This window comes from Streptococcus salivarius (assembly GCF_002094975.1).
Taxonomy (GTDB): domain Bacteria; phylum Bacillota; class Bacilli; order Lactobacillales; family Streptococcaceae; genus Streptococcus; species Streptococcus salivarius_D.
On sequence record NZ_CP015283.1, the window covers coordinates 1,754,508 to 1,779,488 of the forward strand.

Here is a 24,981-nt window from a genome sequence, read left to right on the forward strand (position 1 = left end):
TGTAAAAACAATAAATCTATTTTAAAATAATACTATGAAAGTATCATTAATTCCAGAAAAATGTATCGCATGTGGTTTGTGCCAAACCTACTCTCCTGTCTTCGACTACGATGACGAAGGAATCGTTAAGTTCAGAGATAGCGACCAACTTGATCAAATTATTGAAAATAGTCCTGAGACTTTGACCGCTGTCAAATCTTGTCCTACGAAAGCCCTTATTTGCTGCGAAGTTTAAGCTTGAGGGCTTTTTTTGATTCCTCATAAAAGGCAAAATAATCAAAGTTAGTCATATGATCCAATAGCTCTACCTCACCTTTGAAATCGGGATGCAATGCTAGAGCATCTAAGAAATATTTTTTAGGCCACTTCCTCATATAAAATTGACGTTTCTTGCCATTTTTAAAGATGAGACATAGACCAGTTTTGATAACTTCTACCTTTTCGATGTCACTAATCTTTACCTTGCGTGGTTTAAAAATGTTAAATGAAACAATTCGTAGAATCCCATGGTCTTCAATAATGAAGTAACGATGAAAGCCTAAACCAAACAGGGCTACAAAAATTGTAAAAAGCATCAAAATATGAGAGGGCACCGAGTACAACTCGAACAATAGGGCCGCCGCAATAAAGATTGGCGTGATGGCTAAAGACCAGTAAATAATCAGCCAAGATAATTCGGGTTGCCAATGGTAACGATACTTGCCGAAAATTTTTATCATCTCAGCACCTCCATTACTTCTAATTTTACCATAAAATCAGTATTTAGCAAGCTCAATTAAGGTTTACTGACAATTCCAAGAATAACATCTACGGCTTTTTCCATTGTCTGCAAGGAAACAAACTCATAACGACCATGCATATTTTCGCCACCAGCAAATAAGTTTGGTGTTGGAATGCCCATGAATGAAATTTTAGACCCGTCTGTTCCACCACGAATTGGTTCGATGACTGGCGTAATATCTAAGTCTTCCATGACTTCTTTTGCTAACTCTACAGGTGTCATGTCTTTTTCAATAACCTGACGCATGTTATAGTATTGATCTTTAAGTACTAAATCAACGCGTGTCAGACCATAAGCTTGATTCATTTGATCAGCAATCTCTTGGAAGGTTGCTTTACGATTTTCAAAGGATTCAGTTTCGAAGTCACGAATAATATAAGAAGATTTAGCTTCTTCAACAGTACCAGTCATAGTTTGAAGATGATTAAATCCTTGATAGCCATCTGTCAACTCTGGACGTTCTTTTTCTGGTAACTGGTTATGAAAATCAATTGCTAACTGTAAGGCATTAACCATTTGATTTTTTGCTGTTCCAGGGTGAACATTACGTCCGTGGAAAGTAAGTTCTGCTCCTGCAGCCGAGAAGGTTTCATACTGCAATTCACCCAAAGGTCCACCATCAACAGTATAGGCAAAATCAACATCAAAATCTTCAACGTCAAACTTGTCAGCACCAATTCCAATCTCTTCATCTGGACCAAAACCAACTCGAATCTCACAATGTTTGATTTCAGGGTGAGCCTTCAAATAAGCCAAAGCTGTCATAATCTCAGCAATACCAGACTTATCATCAGCCCCAAGAAGAGTGGTACCATCAGTTGTAATAAGTGTTTGACCAAGATAATTATTGAGATTAGGGAAATCGGTTGGGCCTAGGCTATAACCTGAACTTCCAAGAGGAATGACCCCTCCATCATAAGAGTCAATAACTTGTGGTGAAACTCCTTCTGCATTAAAATCAGCAGTATCCATATGAGAGATAAAACCAATCTTACGTGTTAATTGGTCATCATTCGCTGGAAGAGTTGCCACTAGGTAACCATTACTTTCCAAATAATGGATATTGGACAAACCCAGTTCTTCTAATTCTGGTTTTAGAACTTTCAAGGCAAAATCTACTTGACTTTGTGTTGTTGGCGTTCTTGTTGCATTTTCATCACTACGTGTATTGATCTTAACATAGCGTAAAAAACGCTCTAAGAGTAAATCGTAGGCCATAAGTACTCCTTTTGTTGTATTTATCTCAATTATAGCACAAAAACCCATCAAAATGATGGGTTAACCTTATAACTTAAACTTTAGATACTTTTTCGTAGTAAGACTTTATCCCAGCCACAATTGCATTAGCTAAAGTCTCTTGATAAGCAGAGGTATTCAAACGAGCTGCTTCTTGAGGATTTGACAAGAAACCAAGTTCAAGAAGGACTGCTGGCGCTGTTGTCTCACGCAAGACCGCAAAGGTTTGTCGTTTCACGCCTTGGTTTTGAGCACCAGTCGCATTAATAAGGCTAGACTGGATGGCATTGGCCAAGGTATCACTCATGCTCAAACGAGTTGGATTAGCGTGGTAGGCGGCATTAATACGTGATGGGTATTCTGCATAAGGTTGGTAATAGTAAGTCTCAATACCCTGTGCTGCTGAACTTCCTGAGGCATTGATGTGAATACTTACGAAGATATCTGATTCAGAGGCATTAGCTGCACGAGAGCGATCTGTCAAATCGACATAGGTATCACTTGTGCGAGTGGTTACAACTTGATACCCTTCTGCTTCTAGTTTAGCTTTCACACGGCTTTGGATAGCCAAGGTCAAGCTCTTTTCAGAGATACCAAAGTACGAAGCTCCTGGATCATAGCCACCATGACCAGCATCGAGATAGACAACCTTATTTAAAACATCGTAGTTTCCTCTTGATGCCGAACCGATTTTCTTAGGGGCTACCACATCAGCTGAAGTTGCCCCAAAGCCGATATTCTTACCTGAAGCATCCACAATATAGCCGTGAACAATGTACTTGCCTGAATTCCACTTGTGTTGACTGGCTGAAATCGTCACCTTGTAAGAACCATCATCTTGTTTTGTGGCATTATGCCAAACAAGATCATCCTGGCCATTTTGCTCAGACCAAACAGGGATAACCACACCTGAAATACCGCTTGGATTCGTCAGGTTGGTGATGAGAACATCAAAAGTACCACGATTTTTATCATTATTGGCAATAGTTAAAGTTCCTTGAGTCTTAGTGATATCAAGTGTTGCTTGTTTGCCACCTAGGCCAATGTATTTACCATCATTGTCAACCAGATAGACATGAGAATTATACAGACCACTATCACCCTTATGGTTGCTTGAACGAACGGTTACCTTATAGTCTCCATTAGCTTGCTTAGCTGCCTTGTACCAGATGATATCATCTTGGCCGTTCTTTTCTGACCAGGTTGGAACTAGAACTTCTTTGAAACCTCGTGGGGCAATCAAATTTGAAATGACAACATCATAGCTACCAGTAGCATTGTTGAGACCAGTGATGGCAAGGTCGGCCTTGGGATTATCAATAACTACTCCTTCATTTTCCACAGTAGAGATGGAATTATTGCTCATTTCATCCCATTCATAAAGCTTGTAGGCTTCAATCAAAGAGATAAGCTTTCCAGCGTAACCTGGATCTGTCGCATATCCTGCATTCTTAAGTTCCTGAGCCGCAATGCGATAATCTGTTTCATTCACAACTTTTCGGTAATTGTTTTTTCGCCACTCGGTACTCGTGAAAAATTTTGCATGGTCTACTACGCTATCATTCCATGAGGCATATTTTCGAAAAGCTGCATTGACCGTGATATAGCCACCATTAACATATTCCTGGGTAAGGACAGTCACGCTTTCTCCATTCCAGTCCTCTGAATCCTTAATGCCAAAAAGATTATTGTTCGGAGCCTTAGCAAGTTCAGAGCTTCCCCAACCACTTTCTAGGATAGCTTGTGCTGCCGTAATAGAGGGAAGGACTCCTTCCTTGGCTCCATCCATAGCTCCTTGCTTAATGGCACTAAGAAAATGACTTTGTTTTTGATCAATTTCGCTAAGATTATCTGCCTCTTGATAAGAGATTGTGGTCACAGAACTATTGGTTAAGACAGCTATTTTTGAAGAATCTGCCAGACTTGTTTGCTCCTCCTCTAATACCTTTTCACTTTGTAGATTCATTTGGCTCGTTGAATCATCGTGTACTCCCACTTCAGAATAACTTGCCTCATGATTATCTGTACTTTCTTTCAAAGTTGAAGATGTATCAGTTGGTGACAACATTTCATCTGCTTTCGCCGATTGACCAGACATTCCTAAAAATAAGATTGCTAGCATAACACCGCACAGTCCATAAGCTTTGCTTTTCTTAAATCCAAAATGAAATCCTAATTGCATCTTAATTTCCTTTTCTATTTACAATTTCTGCTGATTCATTTTAAGACGATTAAACTATCAGCATCATAAAGTCTTAAAATAAACCTTCACCAATTTATTCGCAAAAAAAGCTAGAAACTTATCAAAAGTTCCTAGCTTTTTTAGTAGTATTGAAATATTAATCGACATCAACGAAACCAAAACGTGATAGAGGATACAATCTGAAAGAGATAACACCTTTAATTTGGTCTTTTTCAATGAGACCAAACTTACGACTATCATCTGTATTACGGCGGTTATCGTTCAGTACAAGGTATTGACCTTTTTCAATCTTAGTTTGTTTATTATCTGTCAATGTTGCAATGGAAAAATCATCAGTAAAGAAATTCCCAGGTGAAACTGTCGCCAAATAAGCTGATTTATCCTTGCTAATATAGGCTTCGTCAACTGACTTATCATTGACATAAAGGAAATCATCCATAGCTGTCACGCTCTTGCCCTCACCAGCAATAACACGACCAATATAATCCTTGCCATTAACTGTATAAAGAATAAAATCTTTTTTCTGAGGTTCAACATTTTTATTGAAAGTAACATAATCACCAGCATGAATATAGTCATTCGCCTGACCTTCAGTCACACGGTGTGTTGAAAAGACAAATGCTCTTAACAACAAAATCACTACAATGGCAAGAACTGCTATGATAATATTTCGAATTAAATCTCTCTTAACCATACTTACTCCTTATGGGTTCTAATAAAATCATAACATAAATAGAGAAATAAAAAAAGAGGGAGTGAACAAGCTCAATGTATCTCTCCCTCTCTTTAAACCAAGGATTAAAGCCTTTCGCAGCTTAATAATCCTCAAGAAATGTTTGCATATTGACATCATCTGGAACTAAGGCAAGGTATTTTTCTGCCGTTGCACGCGCCTGATCTCTGTAACCAAATTCCCTCAGGATATATGCATAATCATGGAGGAATTCAGGATTTTCAGATAAATCTGTAGCCAAATCTTGATAGATTTGAAAAGCTTCTTCTTCATCATCAAGTGCTTGGTAGGCCTTGGCAATGTTCCAACGAGCCAAAACAGAATCAACTTCGTAATCGGCTAAAGCTACCAGATCCTCGTAACGTTCTTCTTCTAAATAGAGAGTACTTAAACGTAGAACAATCTCATCTTGGTCCTCAGCGAGTGGTAAGGCTTGCTTCAGATAAGATTCAGCAGATTGAGTGTCATGCAACTCGTAGGATAACTGTGATGCTAACAAAAGTAATTGAACATCAAAAGCATTTTTTGAAATCCCTTGTTGTGCCATACGTAATGCTTCTTCAGTTTTATGTTCTGCATGTAAGGACAAGGCGTAAAAATACTCATAACCCTCGAAGTCAGCAGACATGATTTCTATCTGCTTAAAGTAAAAATTAGCTTTTTGATACTCTTCTTGATCATAGAGCAAAGTGGCTAATTCAAAAGCAATGGTATCATCGTATTCAATTTCAATGGCTTTTTCCAAAAATTCACGAGCAGCTTCAAACTTTCCAAGACTGGCATAAGCCTTACCAATGCGTTCATAAGTAGAAACGCCAGTCATTGCAAGGAGATCACGATTATCCAATTTAGCGTAATAATGAATAGCTTGTTCAAAATTTCCTAGTTCAAATTCCATCTCAGCCAAACCAAAAATAATCAATGAGTCATCTGATAATTGACTTGCCTCCAACAACTTATCACGTGCCACATCAGTTAGGCCCTCCATTTGGTAGAGGTCTGCCTTTACAATTAAAGCAGACAAATAGTCGTCAGAGTCTTCAGGTATGGCATCCAAATAAAGAAAGGCCTCTTCAATATCACCATCTTCGGCTGCAATTTGTGCTAGATTGACATTAACCTCTGGAAAATCAAAACGAACTTTTTCGTAAATTTCCTGTGCCTGTGGTAAGAAACCAATAGACTCTAAGTATTGACCCAACTCAACAAGAACCTCTTCTGGGTCTTCTCGTAAAGCTTTTTTAAAATATTTGTCTGCGTGGTCTAAATCTTGGTTTCCAATAGAGGCAACCATTTTTTCACTATTTAACATCGTCTTTTTGTCCTTCATTTTCTAGATCATCTTGATAAAGATTACTTACAGAACGGTACCAATCAAAAATCTCTCTAACAACAACCTTGACAGAGGCATAGATTGGAATACCCAATAGAACACCCCAAACACCGTACAGAGAGCCTGCTGTCAAGAGAATAAACATAATGGTAATAGGGTGAATGCTTAGTTTATTTCCCAAAACAAGTGGAGAAACAAAACGTCCTTCAATAGTTTGCTCAATGACAAAAATGATGAGGACCTTGATCAGCATAGCAGGTCCTTGCACCAGTCCCATGATTACAACTGGTACCATAGCAAGAAAACTTCCTAGATAAGGAACCATGTTTAGAAAACCTGCCATAATACCAAAAGTCATACCATATCGAAGACCTACAATCTTAAACATAATACAGAACATAATGGCAACGACAATAGCGACTGTAACCTGGCCTTGAACATACCCTTCGAGCTGACTATTAATATCTGAAAGCATACGAACAGTTGTTTCACGAAAGCGAGTTGGTAAGGCTGAGACAAAGCTATGTTTCATCTTTTGGCTATCTCTTAAAAGGTAGAAGAGAATGAAAGGTGCCAAAATGATAGCTACTGTCACCCTTGCTACTGTGCTCGCAAAAGTTCCAACCCACGTCAAAGCAGATGAAGAAAAGTTCTCAGCATAATTGACCATTCTCGCTGAGAAATCACTAAGCATGGACTCTAAATCACCGTGGAAGTTGGAAAGAATGGGAAGATTAATCCAACGTTCCGTCTCACTATTGGCACGTGCAATATATGAGGGTGCATTTCTTATTAAAATCAAAATTTGATTTTGTAAGCTAGGAATAGCCGTCGAAATTCCCCAGACCAAGAGCAAACCAAGGATAGCGTAGATGACTAAGATAGACATGGTTCGGTTTAGTCCGGTTCTTTCTACAAGTAGTACCAAAGGTTTTATTAAATAATAAAGGAGCATGGAAATAACCAGTGGCAACATAATAATGGTCATAAACTGGATGACAGGTGAAAAAATAGGACTAATCTTGGTGAAAATCAAAACCGTCAAACCAATCAAAAGTAAGATGAAAAAGGCTACAACAGCCTGATTATTCAATATCCACTTAAAAAACCATGTTTCTGAAAAATGTTCTGTTTTTTTACGCTTCATAGTTCCTCCCTATTTATCATAAAAGGTTACAGTCTTGTCTACTAAGTTTTGGTTACGATCATAGACAAATTTTGCAGAGAAGAAAGGCTTATCTTCAAGAATCCACTTGAAGATCTCATAGTCACCTTCCCAAGTTGGTTTAGATAAGACCTCATCATAAGGTACCCATTCAAGCGTTCCTTCACGAGACTCCTCATCTGAGATGAGTTCTCCTTCAAAACCAGTTACCTTAAAGACATAGGTATACCAATCATGACCAGGGGTAAATTCTGGAAAGGTAATCATCCCTTTAAAATCCATCTCAGTCACTGTAAAATGGGTTTCCTCGAGAATTTCACGACGAGCACATTCGTCAGGCGTTTCTCCCGCTTCTAGTTTTCCCCCAACAGAAATCCACTTTCCTTCATGAACATCATTAGGCTTTTTATTACGATGTAGGAGCAAAAGCTCCTTTCCATTGTCAATATAACAAATGGTAGCTAACTTTGTCATAATGCATCTCTTTTCCAATGTTTTTTAAATATTATACCAAATATGGGATTGGATTTGGGCTTTAAGCAGACGATTTTGAGATATAGTTGAAAATCTGCTTTTCTGAATCTCTCGACAAACAAAAAGAGAACCAAAATAGTTCTCCTTTAATCTCTTAGTATTTCAAATAACGACGCATTGCCATACGTGACCCAATCGAACCGATAATAATACCGACTGCGAAAAGGGTTCCGATAACCGCATAGACAAACCACTCTGGATCATACATCGAAATACCACCTTTGACAAAATCTGGATTCAAAGATGAGTAAACCATGTGATACAAAAGATAAATGAGCCCAGAAGGAATGATGGCACCAAGTGCTCCAATCCAAGCACCTTCCATCAAGTAGGGACGACGAATGTATGAATTCTTAGCACCTACCAAACGCATGATTTGAATTTCAGTCGCACGTGACATAATGGTAATACGGATGGTATTTGAAATCAATAGGACAGCCACAATAGTTAAGAGTGCTGTGGCAATGATTCCCCAAAATTGAACACGTTTCATAGTGGACATCAGAATTTCAGTATCTGAGCCACCAAAGTTAGCATTATCAACACCCTGAATGGCTTTTGCTTCCTTGGCAACTCGACTGACATCATCTGGTGATTTCGTTTGGACGATGTAAACATCTGAAAGAGGGTTGGCATCTCCAGTAGCTGTCTCGAAACTTGAACCCATTGTTTCAATGAGTTGTTTCTTTTGCTCTTCTTTACTAGAGAAAGTAACCTTATCTACACCTTTGATTTTGGTCAAAGCATCATAAATCTTATGGTAGTCTTTATTAGCAACAATCTGTCCAGAAAGTTCCTTGACTGTTTTCGAGGCATCTGATGAATCTGGATCCAAGTAGACATTGACCTGAATATTCTTTTCAATATCTGAAGCCAATTTCTGCGTATTTAAAATAACAGAGCCAAAGACACCTAAAAGTGAAAGAACAATCATCACCGAAAATACTGCCGTAAGTGTCGACAATAGATTACGTTTGAGATTCTTAATCGATTCTCCTAAATGGCGGAAAAAGCGTCTAATCATGGTAACCGTACTCTCCTTCCTCTTCATCACGAACAATACGTCCTTCTTCAATCGCTACGACACGATGACGAAGGTTATTAACGATAGTTGAGTTATGGGTTGCCATTATAATGGTAGTCCCTTGCAAGTTAATACGTTCAAGGACTTGCATAATTTCCCATGAAATCTCTGGGTCCAAGTTCCCTGTTGGTTCATCCGCAATCAACACTTTTGGATTATTGACGATAGCACGCGCAATAGCGACACGTTGTTGCTCACCACCAGACAATTGATTTGGGAATGAACGCATCTTGTGTTTAAGACCAACCAACTCGAGAACCTCTGTCACCCGTTTCTTGATATGACGAGGTTTCTCACCAATAACTTCCATGGCATATGCAACGTTTTCAAAAGCCGTTTTCTTTGGAAGGAGTTTATAATCCTGGAAAACAACTCCAATAGAACGTCTCAAAAGTGGAACATCTTTCTTACGAAGTCGGGTTAAATCAAACTCTCCAACCTTCATAGAGCCACTCGTTAATTTTTCTTCTTGGTAGAACAAGCGAATTAAGCTTGATTTCCCAGCACCAGAAGGGCCGACTAAGTAAACAAACTCCCCAGAGTTAACAGACAAATCAATGTGTCTAAGGGCTGTTGTTGACTTATCATACTTCTTAGTAACATCTTTTAATTCAATAAGAGCCATAATGTCAGTATTCAACTACTAAAATAGCTGAAGCCTTCCTTTCATTGAGATAGAGTATCTAAATACTTGAAAATAGTATATCGTTACTATTCTTCCATACGCCACTTGAGGTAGGCATCGATGAAGCCTTCAACATCTCCATCCATTACCTTATCAACCTGGGCAACTTCATAGCCTGTACGGTGATCTTTAACCATGGTATATGGCGTGAAAACGTATGAGCGAATTTGACTTCCCCAAGTGATTTCTTTCTTATCACCCTTCAAAGCATTCACTTCTTCTGCTTTCTTTTCTTGCTCCATTTGATAGAGTTTAGCTTGAAGCATTTTCATCGCACGGTCGCGGTTCCCATATTGTGTACGGTCAACCGTTGAAGCTACAACAATACCAGTTGGAATATGGGTCAAACGCACACCTGTAGAAACCTTGTTGACGTTCTGACCACCAGCACCACCTGAACGAAATGTATCCATCTTGATATCATCATCACGAATTTCAACTTCAATGGTATCATCCAATTCAGGCATAACTTCCACAGATGTAAATGAGGTATGACGACGTTTGGCAGAGTCAAATGGTGAAATACGAACCAAACGGTGGACACCCATTTCTGATTTGAGGAAACCATAAGCATTAGGTCCTTCAAAAGCAAGGGTTACAGATTTGATTCCAGCTTCATCACCAGCCTGATAATCCAAAGTCTCAACCTTGAAACCTTTGGCATTTCCATAACGTTGGTACATACGGAGCAACATATCAGCCCAGTCCTGAGCTTCTGTACCACCAGATCCTGGGTGAATTTCCAGAATGGCATTGTTATGGTCATATGGTTCAGACAAGAGCAGTGTCATCTCGTAACTTGTCATAATCTTATCAAGTTTTTCGAGCGTTTCTTCCAGCTCTTCTTGAACACTATCATCTTCTTCCAACATTTCTAAATAAAGCTCTGTTTCATCAGAGAGTTCTTGCATATTGTTGAAAGTTTCGTATTTCATTTTGAGCTCATTTAACTCTTGTGAAGTTTTTTGAGCTGCAATATTATCATTCCAAAAATCTGGCTCAGTCATTCGGTTTTCAAGGAGCGCAATGTCCTCTTCCAAACGATCTAAGTCAAAGAGACCTCCCGAAGCTCACGAGCTTCTCTTGATTTTCAGAGATTTTTTGGCGAATTTCTGCCACTTCCATGGATAGGTTTCCTCCATTTTATAGTATTATGCTTAATTCTAGCATAAATCACTTAAATTTGCCATTTTGCGCATACAAGCTCCCACTCTGCTTGGGCGTCTTCATCTTTAGGTGAAAGATTCCTCATATAGTCTAACATGGCCTCATCGGGCTTCTTAACAATTTCTCCGAGAGCCCAAATGGCAGTCGCCGTATGGATGGGATTATTATTCTTATCGATAATCTCCATCAGTTTGACAATAGCATTGCGGTCATGTAAGTTGGCCAAGGCAATAATGGCATTACGTTGAAGAATATTCTTCCCTCGCCATGAACCGGCAATCATCCCAAATTTCTCCTTGAAGGATTTGTTACTCAGCTCAAGAAATGGAAGCAATTCGGGCATGGCAAGCTCAGGATCTATATCTGAAGCCAAAGGATTGTCGATACCTCTGTTATATGGACAGGAAATCTGACAAATATCACAGCCATAGATAACAGTCTTTATTTTCTTTCGAAACTCCATATCCATCATCCCCTTATCTTGGGTCTGGAAGGATAGGCAACGACGGGCATTCATAGTCCCATCGCCAATGAGACAAGATGTCGGACAGGCATCCAAACAACGACGACAATCCCCACATCCATAGTCTACTTCATGATCAGGTTCTATCTCTAGATTAGTGATAAGCTCACCGAGATACATGTAGGAGCCATATTCTTTTGAAATCACTAGTCCATTCTTTCCGATAAAACCTATTCCAGCTCGCTTGGCCACTGCTGTATCGACCAAGGCTCCAGTATCCACCATACCTTTATATTCGAAGTTTTCCGTCAGTTTTTCAATGCCTTCTGCCAAGCATTTTAGTTTGTCCTGCAAAACATAGTGGTAATCTAGACCCCACGAATTTGGAGTGATTTTGCCCCGCTTAAATTCTGTTTTTTGGGGTTGTTGCGGCAACTTATGCGGATAGGCTACTGCAATGGAAATGATGGTTTTAGCTGATTCTAAGGTCAACTTAGGATAAATACGCTCTTCAATATTTTTATGTTCAAACCCTGTTGTTCGCCCTTCTTCGACACCAAGTCGAAGGGATTTCTCCAGATAGGCAAAATCATCAGCGGTTGTAAAACCAATTTTTGAAATGCCAATTTCCTTGGCCATCTTTTGTATTTCTAACTTGATATCCATATTCTTATCATAATGAAAATGTAGTCCAAGGGCAAGTATTTTCCACCATCTTCATATAGAGACAAGCCTTAACCTTTTTGTTACAATGTTTTTATGACAAGACTTGCAGTAATGAGTGATTTACATATTGATTTGAATCACTTTGAAACATATGAAATCGATACTCTTATAAAGTGTCTAAAAGATCAAGAAGTTAGCCACCTCCATATCGCCGGTGATATATCCAACCATTTTTCTATCGATACGAAACCTTTTCTACGAAAACTGTCTAAGGCGGTCAAGGTCACCTATAATTTAGGCAATCATGATATGCTTGATTTAGAAGATGAGCTTATTGATAATCTTGATTTTCAGGTAATTGATTTAGGAAGTAAGACATTATTGGCTTTTCATGGGTGGTATGATTATTCCTATTCTGATGAAAAATTAGATAAGATTCTTAAACGTAAGAAGCAACTCTGGTTCGACCGACGACTTAAACGATTGGGTACTGATCCCGAAATCTGTCAAACTAGTCTCCAGAAGCTAGATAATATTCTAAATGATTTAGACACGAATAACCTTATAGTTGCCATGCATTTCGTTCCTCACAGTCGTTTCACCATGACGCACGTACGTTTTAAACCTTTTAACGCTTATTTGGGATCTGAACAATTCCATCAGATTTTCGTCAAGCACGGCGTTAAAGATGTTGTTTTTGGTCATGCCCACCGCAGTTTTGGGACGGTAACTATTGACGGTGTAACCTATCACTCGCGTCCTCTTGGATACCGACGAGAATGGGACTTAATTATTGATTTTGTTTCCAATCACCCTGAACTCAATCCTACTGGAACATGGAACCTATCCAAGCGTTATAACCTAGTCAAGAAACTACAAGAGTTTTTAGAGTATGAAAAAAAGGAACTAGCAAATGAGTTCCTTTCATCCATGACACTATTTGATTTGTAGAACGACTCTTACGGGAGTCGTTTTTTTAGTCGATGAAAAATCCCTGTTTTTGAAGATCCTTCAAGGTATTAGCACGGTTGGCAACGGATTTATTCATGGTCTTAGCAATCTGAGTCGTAAATTCATCAACCCTATTATTGAGATCGCGGAGATCATAATACTCATGGACTTCAGCGTCGTAATCTTTTAGCTCCTCCAAGGGATTTTCCAAATCCTGATAATAATTTTCCATATGGATGACGTGACGTGGCAAACGAGGTTTAAGCTGTGGCTCCTGATCTGGCCAACCAACCGCTAGGCCCACTGCAGGATAGACATACTTTGGAAGTTTGAGAAGCTCCGAAAGCTTGGCATTATCATTCAAGATACTTCCCAAATAAACTGTTCCCATGCCTAAGCTCTCAGCAGCTACTACCACATTTTGAGCAGCAATCATTGCATCCGAGAAAGCAGAGATAAAGCGTTCGGGACTACCTTGCACCAAGGCTTCAGCACCCTTTGCCTCTGCAATCAGAGTGTTACGTCTTTGGTCTACAACAAAGACAAAAAGATGCCCAGCATTTGGAATATAAGGCTGATTCGCAATTTCAGCAATTTCTTCCTTCAATGTTTCATCTGTAATACTGATAATCGAATAGGACTGTCTAAAATTACTAGTTGCCGTATGTCTGGCAACATCAACCAGAAGGTCAACTTCTTCCTGTGTCAAAGCTAGAGGTTTAAATTGACGGATGCTACGGTGATTGAGTTGTGTCTTAATAGTCTCGTTCATGGCCTTCTCCTTAACTTGTGATCATTTCTCTTCAATTATAAACAAGACTCCCCCTTAATTCAAGATGTGATAAGAAAAAGCCAGAGACCATTATCTCTGACTTTATGTTTTAAATAGCGTCTTTATCCTTACCAAGGGCACGTTGAATAGCTTTGACTAATTCAACCAATACCACAATCAAGAAGGAACCTACAATAACCGCAAGCCATTGTGTCAGACTAAGGTGTGACACATGGAAAAGGCTATTAAATCCAGGAACTACGATAGTTGCCATCAACAGAACGAAGGCTACTGGAATTGCCCAGTTGAAAGTCTTGTTTCTAAAGAGACCAACTTTAAAGACTGATTGATAAACAGATTTAACGTTAAAGGCATGGAGCAACTGGATTAATCCAAGTGTGGCAAAGGCCATTGTAAGGGCATCCGCATGAATTTCTGCTTGCGTATGGTGCTCTGGGAAGGCAAGGCCCCAACCATATACTGCAAGAACAAGGATAGTTTGGAAGACACCTTGATACATAATCGCTCCGAAGACACCACCATCAAAGAAGTTTGATTGGCGACCACGAGGTTTGTGAGTCATAATACCTGGTTCAGCTGGCTCAACCCCAAGTGCGATAGCTGGAAGGGTATCAGTGACTAGGTTAATCCAGAGAAGGTGTACTGGTTGAAGCACATCCCAACCAAACAGTGTGGCAAAGAAGATAATGAAAACTTCGGCCATGTTGGCTGACAAGAGGTATTGGATTGATTTTTGAATATTTGAGAAGACCTTACGTCCCTCTTCTACGGCAACGATAATTGTCGCAAAGTTATCATCGGCAAGAACCATATCTGAAGCTCCCTTAGAAACCTCTGTACCTGTGATTCCCATACCGATACCGATATCAGCTGTCTTAAGTGAAGGCGCATCATTAACCCCATCACCTGTCATGGCAACAACCTTGCCATCATTTTGCCAAGCCTTGACGATACGAACCTTGTGTTCAGGAGACACACGCGCATAGACAGAGTACTGTTTGAAGACTTTTTGGAATTCTTCATCAGAAAGCTCATTAAGCTCAGCTCCAGTAAAGACATGATCTTCTGTATCATTTGGGTCGATGATACCAAGACGCTTAGCGATTGCTTCTGCTGTATCTTGGTGGTCACCTGTGATCATGATTGGACGAATCCCCGCTTCTTTAGCGACACGGACAGCCTCTGCTGCTTCTGGACGTTCTGGGTCAATCATACCTACCAAACCTGAGAAAATCAAATCAGACTCAACAACTGCAGATTCCAAGGTAGGAATGTCATTCGTTATCTTATAAGCCATCATCAAGACACGAAGAGCTTGTTTTGCCAAGTCCTTATTAGTCGCAAGGATTGCTTGTTTGTCTTCATCCGTGATTGGACGAATCTCACCATTGATTTCAATACGAGTCACTCGTTTGAGCAATTGGTCAGGCGCACCTTTAACAGCTACAAAGTATGTGCCATCCGCTTCTTTGTGAATAGTAGACATGAGCTTACGGTCAGAGTCAAATGGCAATTCTGCCACACGAGGCTCTGATTTCAAGACGTCACGCACATCAAAATTATGGTCCAAACCAAATTGAACAAGGGCTGTTTCGGTTGGATCACCGATTAGTTTACCATCTGGGTCTACCTTAGTATCATTGGCAAAGTTCATAATACGAAGGGTTGTATTGTCAGCACCAAGTTCCGTAGCAGCGCTTTGCAATTGACCGTTTGTATAGACTTTTTCAACAGTCATTTGGTTCATGGTTAAGGTACCAGTCTTATCAGATGCGATAATTTCTGTTGAACCAAGGGTTTCAACAGCTGGCAATTTACGAACAATCGAATTGCGCTTAGCAAGGGTCGTTGTCCCAAGTGACAAAAGAATGGTTACAATGGCAGGTAAACCTTCAGGAATCGCTGCAACGGCAAGAGCAACGGCAACCATCAAGCCTTCAAGAGGCTGTTCGCCACGAATGAAGACACTAACCAAGAATGTCACCAAGGCAATAGCGACAATAAGATAGGTCAAGGTCTTAGACAGTTGCTCCAAGCTTTGTTTCAATGGCGTTTGTGATTCGTCCGCATTAGCCAGCATATCGGCAATCTTACCGACCTCTGTATACATACCGGTATTGGTTACAACTCCTGTACCACGACCATAAGTAACGTTAGAATTTTGATAACCCATATTTACACGGTCACCGATACCTGCTTCTGCTTCAACTGTCTCAGTAACGTCCTTTTCAACTGGAACGGATTCACCTGTAAGGGCTGCTTCTTCAATCTTAAGTGAGGCAGCTTCGAGCAAGCGCATATCCGCAGGAACAACATCACCAGCTTCAAGCAAGACGATGTCTCCAGGAACCAATTCGCGTGAATCAATTTCAACGACATGCCCATCACGACGCACACGAGCCATAGGACTAGACATGTTTTTGAGGGCTTCAATAGCCGCTTCTGCTTGACCTTCTTGATACACACCAAAGGCTGCATTCAAAACAACAACGGCTAAAATAATGCAGGCATCCGTCAAACCATGCATACCTTCTGTAATAACAGAAAGGGCGGCGGCGACAAGCAAGATGATAATCATCAAATCTTTAAACTGATCGATGAATTTTGACAAGAGGCTGCGTTTTTCACCTTCATCCAACTCGTTATAGCCATAGGCATCTAAACGTTCCTTGGCTTGTGCAGTAGACAAACCATCAACAGAAGTGTCCAAGTTTTTTAGGACTTCTTCCTCTCCTTGTGTGTAAAACAAGGCTTTATTTTGTTCTTTAGACAAAATAATCTCCTCCTTCTATATAGGGAAAAATGGCTAACAAGACTCTTTTCATATAAAAAATCATACAAAAAGAGACTTGTTTAATAAAAAACAAGTCTCGCTGTTTAAGAATATGCCGGAAATGTAAAATTTCGTAATGACGACATAATCGCAACTGTTAATCAAATCTCATGATTACAGTCACCTGCTACTCCCTTATTTGTACTAAACATTTTATCATAAATTATTCTTTATTCAAGCAAAATGATTCTATTTTTTCAAAAATTAAAACCAAGAAACTTCTAATTCATAATCAGCAAAAACGTCTTCTGTTTCTGGATGTTTCAATTGATAATGAATATCAACTGTCTGTCCATTCGGGTCATGGGCAAATAGACTAGTGTCTGTCAGAAAATGCTGGGTACCAAGCGGTGTCGGAATGTGGACCAAGGCAGGTACTTTAGCAGAAAAACGCATGATGGATTTAGGATTAGAAAAGCGTGTCATCACTAGCTCATCCTGATTCAACTTAATAACCACTTTTTCTTTCTCGGAATTATGATGAACAAGATAGGTATAATCCCCTTTTTCCATAACCTCACAAGTGTGGATTTCTTCGATAATCTCCGTTTGATCCCCTACTTTAATTTTGTTTTTTATTTTTATTTCCATTGATTACTCCTTTTCTTTCTATACTTATTTTTCCAACTCTAATGCGATACTGACAGCAATCTCGAAGAAAGTCATTACATCTGTCTTTCTCTCTTCATGTCTAGCATCCCACTCATGATTGTGATGATCAACATAGTCAGCCGTGTAGAAAAACTGATAAACATTGGCTTGTCGATATTGGGCCCAGGCCATGATAGCCGAAGATTCCATATCTACAACTTTCGCTCCTGCTTCAAGTCTTCGTTTTACCTTAGCAGCTGTTTCACGATAGAAGGCATCTGTCGTCCAAACTTTGGTCCGAATGTGCTCAATACCAGATTTGTTCAAAGCGTTCTCCATGGTTAAGAGCAAAGTTTCGTCATAAGCTATCTCATCACTTGCAGGAGCGTAATGGTAACTTGCACCTTCATCACGTAGAGCTGAACTTGGTATAATAATTTTATCTGCTTGAATTGACTGATCTAGAACTCCGCAAGAGCCCAAAACGATAAAGTTGTTAAAGCCTCTCGCTTTGAGTTCTTCTAAGAAACCCACAACCATTGGAGCTCCAATAGTAGCCATAGCAACTGCAAGTTTAAATCCATCTACTTCATAGATATACCATGGATATTTGCTATTTAGGTTGGTGAGATAACCACCTTCATAGACTCCGTCTATCTGCTTTACTCGTTCAAGGATTTCTCCATTAAAAGACAGAATAATAGTATCACAGATTTCTCCACCACTAATAAGGCTTCGATCAGTTTGCTCTATCACAGCAGGTACATTTTCAAATTCTTCTAATAACATGTAATCATTCTTTCTGCTTCAAGTAAACCACCTGGGTTTGTTTGACAAAGCCAATCTTTTCATACAAGCGTTTGGCACCTATATTGCTATCTTCCACTGCAATTTGGAAGGACTTGTCATTTTGCGCAATAAGTTGGTTGACGACTGATTTTGCCAGATAGCTTCCATAGCCTTGGCCACGATAGGCTTCTGCTACGGCAAGTCCATAAAGGTAGTTGTTATTCCCAGATAAATCGACCGTACAAACTCCAATGACCTGAGCTTCTTTGAGAAGGATGTAAAGTAGGCCATCGGAATCCTTCAAGGCCTCTGTAATGTATCTGCGACTTGCTTCAAGTGTTTCCTCTGCATCAGAAAAGGCTTGCTGGTGGAGTTGGGCAATTTCATCTAGGTAAGAAGGTTCAGCTAAGAGCACCTTGACATCTGAACGGGAATCCAGAGCATATGGTGTTCTATCTCGCCCTAGCCAGGTTTCCGTCTCTTCATCCTCAACCAAACCCCAATGACTTGCCAAATCAGGATGATGATCGAGAAAAACACGCTCCGTCTGAAAGGTCACTGAGCGAATAGGGTAAGATGCCATTTCTTTTTCAAAGCTTCTATACATCGCACGCGCAATACCATGACGACGATAACTAGGGTCCACTAGGAAGCTCACTTCAACGTCTTCGTTATCCGCATAAACCGTTAACAACCCAAGCAACTTTCCTTCTTGATAATAGAGGAAAAAGGCTGGCATGATGGGGTCAAAATTAAGCATATTGGAGAGATAGGGTTCTCGAAAGGTTTGATCATGGGCTTGGCAGCTAGCAATCAATGCTTTTGCTACCTTCCGTTCTTGCTCCGTCAATTGGTTGGTTACTCGAATCACTTTATCTCTCCTTTATTTGTCTGACCTTATTTTACCAATTAAAAAGCATTTGGGCAATTCTTACCTAATCTACTTCTTTAAAGTAGGCAATATGTTTTTTCTCATGACAAACTATGACAAATCATTTAAATTTTAGTAGAATAGAAGAGAAATTAACTAAACGAAACAGGTAATTATTATGTCTATTAAACTTATTGCTGTTGATATTGATGGAACGCTTTTAAATAGCCAACGTCAAGTTACACCTGAAGTCTTTCAAGCGATTCAAGATGCTAAAGCTGCCGGTGTAAAGGTTGTCATCGCGACTGGTCGTCCCATTCCTGGAGTACTTCCACTTCTTGAAGAACTCAACCTCAACCAAGACGGAGATTATGTTATCACCTTCAATGGTGGTCTTGTCCAAGAAACTTCTACTGGTAATGAATTAATTCGTGAGACACTCTCATACGAAGACTACCTTGATATTGAGGTTTTGGCTAACAAGCTTGGTGTTCATTCTCACGCCATTACTAAAGATGGTATCTACACAAGTAATCGCAACATTGGACGCTATACAGTTCATGAGTCTACACTTGTTCATATGCCGATTTACTATCGTACACCTGAGGAGGTAGCTGACAAGGAATTCGTTAAAGCCATGTATATTGATGAACCTGAAATTTTTGATGTAGCCATTGCCAAACTTCCACAGGAATTTTATGACCGCTTTACCATTGTAAAATCAACACCATTTTATCTAGAAATTCTTAAGAAAACAGCCAACAAAGGGATTGCTGTAACCCATCTTGCTGAAAAACTCGGTCTTTCGAAAGAAGAAACTATGGCTATCGGTGATGAAGAAAATGACCGTGCTATGCTTGAAGTCGTTGGCTCTCCTGTTGTTATGGAAAATGGTAATCCAGAATTGAAGAAAATTGCGAAACACATCACAAAATCAAATGATGAATCTGGTGTTGCTTACGCTATTAGAAAGTGGGTATTGTAATGTATAGTTATAAAATTGGAATTTCTGCTGAAGAACATGATCACTTTGTAAAAAACAGTGACCAAGTTAATCTTTTACAGAGCAGTAATTGGGCTAAAATTAAGGACAATTGGAATAATGAGCGAATCGGATTTTATAAAGATGGCAGACTAGTAGCAACTGCATCTATTCTAATACGTACGCTTCCTCTAGGTCTGACTATGCTCTACATTCCGCGTGGTCCAATAATGAACTACTCTAATATAGAATTAGTGACTTTTGTTATTGATTCTCTTAAAAAAATTGCAAAAACAAAACGTGCACTTTTTATTAAATTTGACCCATCCCTTATTCTCAAATCTTACCTCATTGGTGAGAATGTTGAAGAAAATATTAATACACTAAAAACAATAGAAATCTTACAAAAATGTGGTGCCGAATGGACAGGTCGGACCCAAAACATTTCCCAGAGTATTCAACCACGCTATCAGGCTAATGTTTATACAAAGGAGAATATTATTAATACTTTTCCTAAACACACAAAGCGTTTAATAAAAGATTCTGATAAACGTGGTGTTCAAACTTATCGAGGAACAATTGATGATCTCAAAGCATTCTCTAATGTTATTGCACTTACCGAATCTCGTAAAGGGGTTTCCCTCCGAAATGAGGAATATTTCAGAAAGTTAATCAAAATATATGGTAATGATGCTTACCTTCATCTAGCAAAAGTTAATCTACCCAAGCGTTTGGAGCAGTACAAAGCTCAGTTAATTGAAATTCAAGATAACCTTTCTGAAACTTCAGATAATCAAAAGAAACGTTTGAAAAAATTGAAACAGCAAGAGACATCTATAAAAAAATATATCACTGAGCTCGAAGATTATGTAAAAGATTATGATAAGGAACTAGTTATTGCAGGTATTTTATCAATAAAATTTGGTAATACAATGGAAATGCTCTATGCTGGGATGAATGAAGATTTTAAGAAGTTCTACCCACAGTATAAGCTATATCCTAGAGTTTTTGAAGATGCATATAATGACAACATTATATGGGCCAATATGGGAGGAGTTGAGGGTAGTCTTGATGACGGTCTAACAAAATTTAAGTCTAACTTTGCCCCTCATATTGAGGAATTTATCGGTGAATTTAATATTCCTGTAAATAAAGTATTATATAGACTTTCAAATTTTGTATACGAACTTCGCAAAAAACTCCGAAACAAACATTAAAAACATTGAGAAAATTATTTCATCATTTTGCCAAAGAGCCATTTTCTGTCTAACTTTTTTAAGGGTAGATCATCTTGCGGGTGGTTTGCTCTTCAACTGAATGTCTCTGCTACAGTTACTCTCTTACATCCTTTACACTGGGAACAGCGTTCCTTAAGACGTAGTAGTGTTGGAGTCCCAACTTGTTCGAGAAGAATTTAGGAAGGGCTTTGAAAGTCATATTCGCTCATCTTCCCTTGGTAATGAGAATAAAGTGGTGCAAGGCAATTAAGTTTTACATGAATCTCGATGTGAGTATCAGTTTCAAAAACAAGTGAAATAATGATGTTAGGGTCTTTAATTCCGATTAATTCTGTGGTATTCTTAATAAGTCTCATAAGTTCTTCCTAATGATGGTTTGGTTGCTTTTCATTATAGTTCTTATGGGACTTTTTGTGTACACTCAAAAAGCACTATAATCTCTGCAATAGTTCAACCCACTACAGAAATTATAGTGCTAATTAATTTTTGTATCTTCCATCTTGGAAGTCTCATTTTTTGATGATAGCTTAGTCTTTATCAGGAATAACCTTAAAGAGATAATAAGTGATGAAGACCGTCAGGCAAAAGAGTCCGATTTTCACCCAAAGGATAGGTGCAAAAAAGATTGAAATCCCCATCAAAACATAGATTTGGATGATAATCTTTTTCTTTCGTTCTTTGGCAATTGATTTGGTTTCTCGAAAATCAGCTACATAACTTTGATATAACTTAGTATGGTATAACCATTTCTCAAAACGTTTGGAACTTCTAGCAAAGCAAGCAATGGCTAAAAGTAGAAAAGGTGTTGTGGGTAAGATAGGAAGAGGAATCCCAAGAATTCCCAAACCGAGCGAGACAAAGCCTAACGAGAGATAAATTACTTTCATAAATACATTCCTTTTAAAAAGCTGCACTAAACGTATTAGTGCAGCTCTTCTGCTATTTTTAAATATCTGTCAGTGGAGTCGCTGTGTCTGGTGAGGTATCATAAACTTTAAAGTCAGTTCCAACACCAAAGTCAGCACGTGCCAACTGATTTTCCATCGTCATGTGGGCCAACTCATTGATATTATTTTCTTTGGAAAGGTGACCCAAGTAGATTTTTTTAGTTTTATTACCAATGGTACGAATCATAGCATCCGCTCCATCTTCATTACACAAGTGACCTTGATCAGAGAGGATACGTTGCTTGGTTGACCAAGGATATGAACCTGCTCTAAGGATTTCAACATCATGATTGGACTCAATCAGATAGCCATCGGCATTTTCAATAATACCTGCCATACGATCAGAAACATAACCCGTATCCGTCAACATGACAAAACTCTTTCCATCTTTCATAAAGCGATAGAACTGTGGATCAATAGCATCGTGACTAACTCCAAAAGACTCAATATCAATGTCTCCAAAGGTCAGAAGCTTATCACGAGAAAAAACATGTTTCTGGCTATTATCAATCTTGCCAAGCATATTTTTACTATCCATAATCTGCCAGGTTTTCTCGTTGGCGTAGATATCCATGCCATATTTACGAGCTAAAACGCCTACACCATGGATGTGATCCTTGTGTTCATGCGTAACTAAGATAGCATCCAAATCGCTCGGATCACGATCAATCTCAGCTAGCAAACTTGTGATTTTCTTACCAGACAAACCAGCATCTACAAGAATCTTCTTCTCTGGAGTTTCCAAATAAAAGGAATTACCAGTTGACCCTGAAGCCAAAATACTATATTTAAACCCTAAATCTGAGGTCATTTCTACTACATCTCCCATTCATCAACCATCATGGCATCCTTGTCATATGGAAGCACAATTGTAAAAGTTGAACCCTTACCATACTCACTCTTAGCCCAAATAAAGCCCTTATGTTGTTTAATAATTTCTTTTGCAATAGACAAGCCTAGACCAGTTCCACCTTGGGCACGACTTCTGGCCTTATCAACACGGTAAAAACGGTCGAAAATCAACGGCAAATCTTTCTTAGGAATACCCAAACCTTGGTCAGAAATAGAAACAATCAACTGTGAATCAGTTGTCTTCATAGACACTGTAATCTTACCACCATCAGGCGAATACTTGATAGCATTATTAAGAATATTATCCACAACCTGGGTCATCTTATCTGTATCAATCTCCACCCAAATTGAGTTTACCGGATAATCGCGAATGATTTCGTAAGTTTTACCTGTATTGGTTTCTTGACTTTTAATCTGATCAAAACGATTCAAGATATAGGTCATGAAGGCCGTGAAATTGGTCATCTCAACGTCAAGTTGGGTACTCTTATTGTCAATACGTGATAGTGCCAAGAGGTCAGAAATCATTCGCATCATACGATTGGTCTCATCCAAAGAAACTTTGATAAAGTTAGGAGCAATCTCTTCGTCGAGAGCACCATCATCAAGTGCCTCCAGATAGGATTTTACAGAAGTCAAAGGTGTACGCAACTCATGACTAACGTTTGAGACGAAGAGTCGACGTTCACGCTCTTCTTTTTCTTGCTCAGTGGCATCGTGAAGAACGGCAACCAGACCTGAGATAAAACCTGATTCTTTACGAATAAGGGCAAAGTTAACACGTAAGGTCACAAACTCATCGTTAGCATCTCGACGTGACAAATGAATTTCAGGAGTCTTAGAGAGCAATTCACTATAAGTATAGGGATTTTCACCATCTAATAAATCTAAAATAGACATCTGAGTCGCTGTTTCAAAATCTAGATTCAACAAACGCTGAGCTGTGCTATTAATCATGGTAATTTGACCACGACGATTTGTCGCAATGACTCCATCACTCATGTAAGAGAGGACTGATGATAAGCGGTTTTTTTCCTGGGCTAGATTTTCATGCGTCAAACGAAAGACATCCGATAAATCATTCAAGCTGTCAGCTAGCTCTAAAAGCTCTGGATCACCCTTTAAGCGTAACTCCTCGTTATAGTTACCTGCCATTAAGGACTTGACCCTCTTGGTCAACTTTCGAATATTTTTGACTCGTCGATAATCACGATATGCAAGAAAAATAAAGTAGAAAGCCACAAAGAGGAGCGTAAAGAGTAAGGCTAGTTCAAAGCTTGTGATGTTTAAGCCAATACTAGTCATAATTCTTCATATAATAACCAACACCACGACGCGTCAAAATATATTCAGGACGACTAGGTGTATCTTCAATTTTTTCACGGAGACGACGAATGGTTACGTCAACCGTACGAACATCACCAAAATAGTCATAGCCCCAAACAGTTTCAAGCAAATGCTCACGCGTCATCACTTGTCCCATATGAGTTGCCAAATGGAAAAGCAACTCAAATTCACGGTGTGTGAGCTCAACTTCATTTCCACGTTTTTTAGCAACAAACGCATCTGGAACAATAATCAACTCACCAATTGAAATCTCCTGCTTACCAGAGTTAGAGCTTTCTTCTGCTGCTGTTTCAATAGTCTCTGTACGACGCAAGTGAGCTTTGATACGTGCCAACAATTCACGATTAGAAAATGGTTTTGTCACATAGTCGTCCGCCCCAATTTCTAGCCCGATAACCTTATCGAACTCGCTATCCTTAGCGGAAAGCATGATAATTGGTGTGTGACTTGTCTTTCGAATTTCCTTAGCAACTTCTAAGCCATCTAGTTCAGGCAACATCAAGTCCAGGATGACCAAGTCTGGTTTTTCAGCTTCAAACTGCTCCAAAGCTTCACGACCATCAAAAGCCGTAACAACTTCATAACCCTCTTTAGTCAGATTAAACTTGATGATATCCGAGATTGGTCTTTCATCATCAACTACTAGAATTTTTTTCATATAAACACCTCATCGGTTTTCTTAAGTCATTCAATTTTGTAAAGTAGAAAACTTTACGTATCAAACATATTATACCAAA

At 39.1% G+C, this 24,981-nt stretch carries 24 protein-coding genes and 1 pseudogene; 4 read left to right on the forward strand and 21 right to left on the reverse strand.

From position 1 onward, the window contains the following. Positions 1-34 precede the first annotated feature (34 nt). A complete protein-coding gene (locus V471_RS08195; protein ID WP_079119921.1) occupies positions 35-235 on the forward strand; it encodes a ferredoxin in 201 nt (66 codons plus the stop codon). Here V471_RS08195 and V471_RS08200 read toward each other — a convergent pair. The 11 genes from V471_RS08200 to queG all read right to left on the reverse strand — a co-directional run bounded on the left by V471_RS08200 (position 216) and on the right by queG (position 12,050). Continuing rightward, positions 216-719: an EbsA family protein gene (locus V471_RS08200; protein WP_037601200.1), complete on the reverse strand. Its 504-nt coding sequence runs from the start codon at positions 717-719 to the stop codon at positions 216-218. The two genes, V471_RS08195 and V471_RS08200, sit on opposite strands and share 20 nt — an antisense overlap. Before the next feature lie 56 nt (positions 720-775). Then, on the reverse strand, positions 776-1,999 hold the full coding sequence (gene pepT / locus V471_RS08205; RefSeq protein WP_045771774.1) for a peptidase T: 1,224 nt from the start codon (positions 1,997-1,999) through the stop codon (positions 776-778). 73 nt (positions 2,000-2,072) lie between these two features. Beyond that, entirely contained in the window at positions 2,073-4,199 is a 2,127-nt protein-coding gene (locus V471_RS08210; RefSeq protein ID WP_045771775.1) for a GBS Bsp-like repeat-containing protein, read from the reverse strand. Positions 4,200-4,356: 157 nt separating this feature from the next. Then, positions 4,357-4,914, reverse strand: a complete 558-nt coding sequence (gene lepB, locus V471_RS08215) for a signal peptidase I (RefSeq protein WP_013990669.1) — start codon at positions 4,912-4,914, stop codon at positions 4,357-4,359. Positions 4,915-5,035: 121 nt separating this feature from the next. Beyond that, the gene (locus V471_RS08220) at positions 5,036-6,265 is read right to left on the reverse strand and encodes a tetratricopeptide repeat protein (protein WP_045771776.1); all 1,230 of its coding nucleotides are present in this window, start codon (positions 6,263-6,265) and stop codon (positions 5,036-5,038) included. Continuing rightward, on the reverse strand, positions 6,255-7,433 hold the full coding sequence (locus V471_RS08225) for an AI-2E family transporter (RefSeq protein WP_004182599.1): 1,179 nt from the start codon (positions 7,431-7,433) through the stop codon (positions 6,255-6,257). The genes V471_RS08220 and V471_RS08225 overlap by 11 nt, the downstream gene beginning before the upstream one ends. 9 nt (positions 7,434-7,442) lie before the next feature. Next, entirely contained in the window at positions 7,443-7,925 is a 483-nt protein-coding gene (locus V471_RS08230; RefSeq protein WP_002885066.1) for an NUDIX hydrolase, read from the reverse strand. A 154-nt stretch (positions 7,926-8,079) separates the two neighbouring features. Continuing rightward, positions 8,080-9,009 (reverse strand): permease-like cell division protein FtsX, encoded by a 930-nt coding sequence (gene ftsX, locus V471_RS08235; RefSeq protein WP_003092823.1) that lies wholly within the window; start codon positions 9,007-9,009, stop codon positions 8,080-8,082. After that, entirely contained in the window at positions 9,002-9,694 is a 693-nt protein-coding gene (ftsE, locus tag V471_RS08240; RefSeq protein ID WP_013990672.1) for a cell division ATP-binding protein FtsE, read from the reverse strand. Before ftsE ends, ftsX begins: the two co-directional genes overlap by 8 nt. Positions 9,695-9,780: 86 nt before the next feature. Continuing rightward, a protein-coding gene (gene prfB / locus V471_RS08245; protein WP_111686596.1) for a peptide chain release factor 2 occupies positions 9,781-10,879 on the reverse strand; the annotation gives its coding sequence in 2 pieces (ribosomal slippage) (positions 9,781-10,806 and positions 10,808-10,879; 1,098 coding nt in all). A gap of 52 nt (positions 10,880-10,931) precedes the next feature. Then, positions 10,932-12,050 carry a tRNA epoxyqueuosine(34) reductase QueG gene (gene queG, locus V471_RS08250; protein WP_013990673.1) on the reverse strand — a complete coding sequence of 373 codons (1,119 nt, stop codon included), beginning with the start codon at positions 12,048-12,050 and terminating at the stop codon, positions 10,932-10,934. Between the two features lie 93 nt (positions 12,051-12,143). On the opposite strand from queG, the gene V471_RS08255 reads away from it, so the two are divergent. After that, positions 12,144-13,001 carry a metallophosphoesterase gene (locus V471_RS08255; RefSeq protein ID WP_045771778.1) on the forward strand — a complete coding sequence of 286 codons (858 nt, stop codon included), beginning with the start codon at positions 12,144-12,146 and terminating at the stop codon, positions 12,999-13,001. A gap of 25 nt (positions 13,002-13,026) precedes the next feature. Here the strand turns inward: V471_RS08255 and V471_RS08260 are convergent, their stop codons facing one another. From V471_RS08260 to V471_RS08280, 5 genes are all read right to left on the reverse strand, one after another. Beyond that, complete coding sequence (locus tag V471_RS08260) at positions 13,027-13,773, reverse strand: NADPH-dependent oxidoreductase (protein ID WP_045771779.1); 747 nt, start codon at positions 13,771-13,773, stop codon at positions 13,027-13,029. A 109-nt stretch (positions 13,774-13,882) separates the two neighbouring features. Then, positions 13,883-16,567 (reverse strand): cation-translocating P-type ATPase, encoded by a 2,685-nt coding sequence (locus V471_RS08265; protein ID WP_045771780.1) that lies wholly within the window; start codon positions 16,565-16,567, stop codon positions 13,883-13,885. Positions 16,568-16,831: 264 nt separating this feature from the next. Further along, positions 16,832-17,218, reverse strand: coding sequence for a YwiB family protein (locus V471_RS08270; protein WP_002884910.1), 387 nt, complete (start codon positions 17,216-17,218; stop codon positions 16,832-16,834). A gap of 24 nt (positions 17,219-17,242) precedes the next feature. Beyond that, the gene (locus tag V471_RS08275) at positions 17,243-18,007 is read right to left on the reverse strand and encodes a nucleoside phosphorylase (RefSeq protein ID WP_084871389.1); all 765 of its coding nucleotides are present in this window, start codon (positions 18,005-18,007) and stop codon (positions 17,243-17,245) included. Positions 18,008-18,011: 4 nt separating this feature from the next. Beyond that, complete coding sequence (locus tag V471_RS08280) at positions 18,012-18,878, reverse strand: GNAT family N-acetyltransferase (protein ID WP_004182606.1); 867 nt, start codon at positions 18,876-18,878, stop codon at positions 18,012-18,014. 178 nt (positions 18,879-19,056) lie between these two features. Between V471_RS08280 and yidA the strand changes: the two genes are divergently transcribed. Further along, positions 19,057-19,863 (forward strand): sugar-phosphatase, encoded by an 807-nt coding sequence (gene yidA, locus V471_RS08285; RefSeq protein ID WP_084871390.1) that lies wholly within the window; start codon positions 19,057-19,059, stop codon positions 19,861-19,863. Continuing rightward, positions 19,863-21,077, forward strand: coding sequence for an aminoacyltransferase (locus tag V471_RS08290; protein ID WP_084871391.1), 1,215 nt, complete (start codon positions 19,863-19,865; stop codon positions 21,075-21,077). Before yidA ends, V471_RS08290 begins: the two co-directional genes overlap by 1 nt. Before the next feature lie 101 nt (positions 21,078-21,178). Here the strand turns inward: V471_RS08290 and V471_RS08295 are convergent. From V471_RS08295 to yycF, 5 genes and pseudogenes are all read right to left on the reverse strand, one after another. After that, a pseudogene (locus V471_RS08295) lies at positions 21,179-21,454 on the reverse strand (ISL3 family transposase); the annotation flags it as partial. A gap of 171 nt (positions 21,455-21,625) precedes the next feature. Beyond that, positions 21,626-21,985: a YbaN family protein gene (locus V471_RS08300; RefSeq protein ID WP_045769141.1), complete on the reverse strand. Its 360-nt coding sequence runs from the start codon at positions 21,983-21,985 to the stop codon at positions 21,626-21,628. Positions 21,986-22,043: 58 nt separating this feature from the next. After that, the gene (locus tag V471_RS08305; RefSeq protein ID WP_084871512.1) at positions 22,044-22,856 is read right to left on the reverse strand and encodes an MBL fold metallo-hydrolase; all 813 of its coding nucleotides are present in this window, start codon (positions 22,854-22,856) and stop codon (positions 22,044-22,046) included. Positions 22,857-22,861: 5 nt separating this feature from the next. After that, positions 22,862-24,202 (reverse strand): cell wall metabolism sensor histidine kinase VicK, encoded by a 1,341-nt coding sequence (vicK, locus tag V471_RS08310; protein WP_013990681.1) that lies wholly within the window; start codon positions 24,200-24,202, stop codon positions 22,862-22,864. Continuing rightward, positions 24,195-24,902, reverse strand: coding sequence for a response regulator YycF (gene yycF / locus V471_RS08315; protein WP_002884978.1), 708 nt, complete (start codon positions 24,900-24,902; stop codon positions 24,195-24,197). Before yycF ends, vicK begins: the two co-directional genes overlap by 8 nt. Between the last annotated feature and the right edge of the window lie 79 nt (positions 24,903-24,981).